The sequence below is a fragment of the Paenibacillus hemerocallicola genome, assembly GCF_006265175.1.
GTDB lineage: Bacteria > Bacillota > Bacilli > Paenibacillales > NBRC-103111 > Paenibacillus_AB > Paenibacillus_AB hemerocallicola.
This window is the reverse complement of record NZ_VDCQ01000071.1, coordinates 41990-48085: the sequence shown is the minus strand read 5'-3', so window position 1 is coordinate 48085 and position 6096 is coordinate 41990. Positions and strand designations below refer to the sequence as shown.

Here is a 6096-nt window from a genome sequence, read left to right as displayed (position 1 = left end):
ACCGGCGCTACCGGACCGACGGGCGCTCAGGGCATTCAGGGCATTCAGGGCATTCAGGGCATTCAGGGCATTCAAGGCGTTACGGGGGCTACCGGCGCTACGGGGGCTACTGGGGCTGATGGAGTCACCGGTCCCACTGGAGCTACCGGGGTTACAGGTGCTACGGGTGCTACGGGTGCTACGGGTGCTACGGGTGCTACGGGCGCTACCGGACCGACGGGTCCGACTGGGGCAGGCGTTACCGGCGCCACTGGTCCGACCGGACCTACGGGGGCAACCGGACCTACTGGCACGGGGGGACTCTCGGCCTTCGGCTATAACTATCAACTGGCAACATTAATCGATGCGACTGTTCCTGGCGGCGCCGATGTTCCGTTTTCCAATAACGGGCCTCTAACAGCTGTATCGCATACAGCTGGTGCCACCATAATAACCATCAATACTCCCGGAACATACGCCATCAGCTACATGGTGAATATTACGGCAGGAATCGGCTCCGCGCTCGCGATTGCTGTAAACGGAGCTGTCGATGCGAGTACCCCGATCCCTGTACTTACTTCAACGGGACAAATCAGCAACAAAGCCATTCTTACTTTGGCAGCAGGAGATATGATTACTCTGCGCAACAATTCTATGACAGCATTGACGCTGGCACTCGCTCCTTCGTTAGGCGCATCGATCGTTGTCGAGAAGCTCGACTAAGATCGGCGATTTCGACACCAAATTTGATTTCAGGCACGGATGGAGGAAGATGCAATTGCACAACAAACGAAAAGCAACCGTATGGGCATCGGTAGCGGTCTGCTGCATGCTGGCGCCTTCCGCACTCGCGTACGCGAATGCCGGCCAGTCGGTGTCGTCGTCCGTTTACGGAAACGCCGGCGGTTCGGCCAGCCAGCCGTCGGTCGGGTCCGCAACCTACGTGAGCGTACCCGCCTCGCCTCAATACGCACCTGCCGTGACTTCGGTTACGTATGCCGCCTACAAGCCCGTTCCGGCAGTGACCGGCATTCTCCGGATCGGGCTGGAGCGCAGCTCGGCCATAGACGAGAACGGCACCTTATGGCTGTGGGGGCATAGCGTATCGGCGCAAGGGGAATCGACGCCGAGACAGGCTTTGGACAGCTATAAAGTGATCGATGCTTACGCCGGCAGCCACAATGCGGCTTTGCTTCAGGACGGTTCCGTGCTGACTTGGGGAGATAACCGTTTCGGCCAACTAGGGGACGGGACCACGACGTCGCGTGAAGTACCCGCGACCGTTGCCGGATTAAGCGGCATCGTCGGATTGTCGGCCGGAGCGACACATACGCTTGCGCTGAAGGATGACGGAACCGTATGGACTTGGGGAGCGAACGCCTTCGGGCAGATCGGCGACGGCACGAATTCGGTGCGGACATCGCCCGTACAAGTGAATGGCCTTGACGACATCGTCTCCGTGACCGCAGGAGGACAGTTCAGCTTGGCCGTATCGCGCGACAGAGCCGTATGGGCCTGGGGCGCCAACCAGCACGGACAGCTCGGAGACGGGACGATCGTATCCCGCAATGCACCCGTCCGAATCGGTTCCTTGAACGGCATCAAGGCCGTTTCCGCCGGATACGATCATGCGCTCGCTCTAACCGAGTCCGGTGCGATATTCTCATGGGGACATAACACCTATGGCGAGTTGGGCGACGGTACGATCGAGAGCCGAACCGTCCCTGTCCAAGTTACGGGACTGCAGGACGCAACCGCGATCTCCGCGGGAGCCTGGTTCAGTATGGCGCTCAAACGGGACGGCAGCGTCTGGGCTTGGGGAGCGAACGGCTCCGGACAGCTCGGCAACGGAATCTCGAAAAATCAGAACGTTCCCGTACAAGTACCCGGCCTAACGGCTACGGGCATATCGGCCGGACTTCATGCCGCCGGCGCCGCGGGAACGAACGGTGCGTTCTATACTTGGGGCTCGAACGTAAACGGGCAACTCGGCATTGGCGGCGCGAGCAAGCACATTCAGCTCTCGCCCCAATCCATGCCGGGCTTGCGGGCAAAATCGGATAGTCCGAAATAAGCGGGAATCCTTACCATACCAAACAGCCTCAGCTTGCCGCCACGGCAGGCTGAGGCTATTGTCGCATCCGGCGGTCCGGATTGAGCCGGTAACGGCCTCTCTTTAGTCCGCCTAAACATGAAATGGAATACATGCAGTTAAACCGGAACACTATCGAAGAAATCGGAAGCCGACTGGAAAACTTCCATCTAATCTCGCTTCAAAACGGAAAAAGGACCATACCGCTCTGAAATACATGCAGGTTTTCCATTTAAACCGTGACATATCGAGGAAATCGCCGAATTAACTGTACTTTTTGAGGCTGTTGAAAAAGTCTGTAAGAGAGGAAGCGCCGAAGTCAAGAGGTGGGGGAATGCGCTCCACATTCGATAAAATGTGTTGTTTTTAAGATTTTAGGCGGTTACAACACGATTTTAAATTGTGGTTGACCGACCGCCGTCATGCAGCGAAACACCGCGCGCTGGGAGATCCACGCGGTGCGAAGTCAACCGCTTCGCTTTCCTCAATTTCCCCTACCTCCTTTTTGTATGACAATTCTCTCTTTTTGACTTTTTCAACAACCAGACTTTTTCCATTTAACGTCGCCGCCCAGCTTGTCCACTCTTCTACGGAGGATGTGCATTGCCGCCGCAACTTGCGAATATAGGGAGCTCCCTGATGTAACCGGAAGGCGATTCGTACTACAATAGGAGAAAGGCTTTCCTAAAAAAACTACGACAGCCTAATCCGCATACAAGCTGGAGGCGTTTGGTGGGCGTGACAACACGTTGCCTGTATATAGCGGCACTGGATTCCGTTATGGTCTCGAATTTCGGTACAATCCCGAATATAACGGCACAGGTTTCCGTTATTTCGATCTCTCGGGGTGAAACTGGGTAGTAAACAGCGTAATAGAGGAATGGTTTTCCGCTAATTTGCTGTCGGCACTGCTTTTCGGGTCAATAACATACGCCAGTTCCGCTATTTTATGGATACACGGTCTCGCGAGAGCCGGCAAAGGCGGCAAGACTTCAACGATCATGCGAGGTGTGTACTTTTGTATGCGAATTATGCTGTCGCTCAAAAATCCCAAAATTCCTGCGAGGCAAGGAGACTTTATGTCGAGGTTGATTAAGGCTATCGCCGTTACAGCTGCACTTGGCATCCCCTTTTTATTGCCAACCGTACTTATTGCCGGAGCATGGACCGCTGCGCCGCTTGCCTTGCTGGAATCGTTCACCGCATGGATCCCCATCCTGATCTTCATAGTCGGATCGTTTGCGTATAGAAAAGAAACGTTGTCCGAGATGAAGCTCACTCAGAAAAAAGAGCGGATGGCCACGTCGGTATTCGAGCATATAACCGAAGGCATTATGGTTGCGGACAGCCTCCAGACGATCCAGTACGTCAATCCGGCCTTCTCCTCCATCACCGGCTACACCGAGGAAGATATTGTCGGCGCTTCGCCCAAAATATTAAGCTCAGGCAAGCACAACCGGGAGTTTTACGATAATATGTGGAGCAGCATCAGACTGCGAGGAAGCTGGCAGGGGGAAATATGGAACAGGCGCAAAAACGGGGACATATTCCTCGAATCGATCACCATTACAGCCGTGAAGGAAAGCGCGGATTCCGTAGCGTATTACATCGCGGTGTTCAAGGATATCACGGTCCAGAAGCAGTTGGAAGCCCGGCTCCGGCATCAAGCTTATCACGATACGGTGACAGGGCTTCCGAACAGGCTGCTCCTGAATGAACGGATCGCCGAGGCGATCCAGCATGCCGACCATAACCGCAGAATATTCGCCGTATTATTTCTCGACTTGGACCGGTTCAAGCGCATTAACGATACGCTGGGGCATTCCGTGGGAGACCAGCTGCTGAAGACGATCGCCGAACGGCTCGTGTCCTGCTTGAGGGGCAGCGATACGATAGCCCGTATCGGCGGGGACGAGTTTGTCGTGCTGCTCTGCGGAATGGCCCATGCGGAGGACAGCGTCGCCATCGCGCAAAACATGATCCAGTCGCTGACGTCCCCGATTTTTCTCGGCCGGCATGAGCTGTATGTGACGGTCAGCGTCGGGATCAGCTTTTATCCGAATGACGGAAGAGATGCCCACACGCTGATCAAGCATGCGGACCAAGCCATGTACAGGGCCAAAGATCAAGGCCGCAACAACTACCAGCTCTACACCCCGGCCAAAGAGGATCATACTCCGCAGCTTTTATCCATGGAGACGAGCCTTCGGCGCGCTATCGCGAACGAACAGCTGCACCTGTATTATCAGCCGCAGTTCGATGCCGCCACGAGAAAAATGATCGGAATAGAAGCGTTGGTGCGCTGGTCTCATCCCGATTGGGGGAACATTCCTCCTTCCCGGTTCATTCCTCTTGCCGAAGAAACGGGATTGATCACTTTACTCGATCAATGGGTATTGAGAGAAGCTTGCGCGCAGCTGAAGCGTTGGCTGGACGAGGGCTACTCTCCTTTGCCGGTATCCGTCAACGTCTCCATGCTCCAATTTCGGCAGCCCAATCTGGGGCCGTTCATTTCCCGAGTATTGGCCGATACCGGGCTTCCCGCCCGTTATCTGGAAATCGAGCTGACCGAGAGCACGATCATGAGCAATCCGGATGTCACGCTGCAGACGCTGCACGAGCTGAAGCGGATGGGCATACGCATATCGCTGGACGATTTCGGCGTCGGCTACTCCTCGTTGAATTACTTGAAGAAGCTGCCGATCGACACGATCAAGATCGACCAGTCGTTTGTCAAGGATATCCCCGAAGACGCGAATGACAAAGCGATCGTTCAAACGATCATCCATCTGAGCCAAAACCTGCGCCTCGGCGTCATAGCGGAGGGCGTAGAAACCGAAGCGCAGCTTCAATACTTGCAAAGCCAGCAATGCAAGGGCATCCAAGGATACTTGCTCAGCCGCCCGGTGCCGCATCATGAAATCACCCGCTTTTTTGCATCGTAACGGCAAAAACAAAGCCCGTTCCTTTTGCCCGGCAGGCAACAGAAACGGGACATTCGTGCAGGTCACTTTTGCAATTCGTCCAGCGTACCGAATTCGTAGCCTTCTTTTTTGATTTCCTTCAAAATGCGGTCCATCGCTTCGATGTTTTCCTTCGAAGCCTGATGCATCAAAATGACGTTGCCGTCGTGCAAATTGCCGATGATGTCGTTGTACGGGTCATCGGCTCCGTTTTTGCGCGGCTCCCAATCTTTCATCGCCGTGGACCAGAAATACGACGTATACCCCATATCCGACAGCAGGTTCAGCAGATGCAGGCTATAGCTCCCGTATGGAAAACGGAAATATTTGACCGGCTCTTTGCCGGTTATATTTTTGTAAAGCTTCTCGTACTCCGCCACTTCCTGCTTGACCTGCTCGTCCGTAAGCGTCGTGAAGTCTTTGTGGGTGATCGTATGATTGCCTACGGTATGGCCTTCCTCCAGCAAAAGCTTGATGTAGTCCGGGTTGTTTTTCAAGTTATAGCCGGTTACGAAAAATGTCGCCTTGACGTCGTTATCCTTGAACGCCTTCAGCAGCGTCTTGTAATCGAGCAGTTCGCCGCCGACATCGATCGTCATATACACTTTTTTGCCGGTTCCGACCCATACGGCTTTTTGTTCGGGCTTCAGCTGCTTGATTTCGGCCGGGAACCCGGGCACCTCGCCCTTTTTCTTCTTCATGTAATACCAGGAGACGGCTTTCTTGTCCGCCGCAGTCGCCGTTCTGGGCGGCTGGTACGTCTGCGACGCCACGGTTTGCTGCTGTGCGGGCGTCGGGTCGGGCTTCGGCTCGGACTTCGGCTCAGGCTCCTTTTGGGTCTCGTCGGCGGGCTTCGTTTCCGGCTTTGCCGGCTGCTGCGTCGTAGAGGACGAAGCGGGAGGCGCCGTCTTGGTTTCCGTTTGCTGCCGGCTTGGCGTTTCCGCATTGCCCTTGGAGACGGCGGAGCCTTCCTTATCGCCTTCCGAGCACGCCGCGAGCAGCGTTCCCGCCGCCAAGGCCACAGCCAGTATCGAACTTAGTTTGCGCATACAATCCCTCCTC

At 55.2% G+C, this 6096-nt stretch carries 4 protein-coding genes; 3 read left to right on the top strand and 1 reads right to left on the bottom strand.

The window, feature by feature from the left end:
* The 3 genes from FE784_RS33860 to FE784_RS33850 all read left to right on the top strand — a co-directional run.
* The coding region (locus FE784_RS33860) for a BclA C-terminal domain-containing protein (RefSeq protein WP_425465581.1) at nt 1–702 on the top strand (702 nt) is incomplete at its 5' end.
* Nucleotides 703–757: 55 nt separating this feature from the next.
* Nucleotides 758–2053 carry an RCC1 domain-containing protein gene (locus tag FE784_RS33855; RefSeq protein ID WP_176706705.1) on the top strand — a complete coding sequence of 432 codons (1296 nt, stop codon included), beginning with the start codon at nt 758–760 and terminating at the stop codon, nt 2051–2053.
* A 1097-nt stretch (nt 2054–3150) separates the two neighbouring features.
* Nucleotides 3151–5016, top strand: a complete 1866-nt coding sequence (locus tag FE784_RS33850; RefSeq protein WP_176706704.1) for a putative bifunctional diguanylate cyclase/phosphodiesterase — start codon at nt 3151–3153, stop codon at nt 5014–5016.
* 62 nt (nt 5017–5078) lie between these two features.
* Here FE784_RS33850 and FE784_RS33845 read toward each other — a convergent pair whose 3' ends face one another.
* Complete coding sequence (locus FE784_RS33845) at nt 5079–6083, bottom strand: polysaccharide deacetylase family protein (RefSeq protein ID WP_139606672.1); 1005 nt, start codon at nt 6081–6083, stop codon at nt 5079–5081.
* Between the last annotated feature and the right edge of the window lie 13 nt (nt 6084–6096).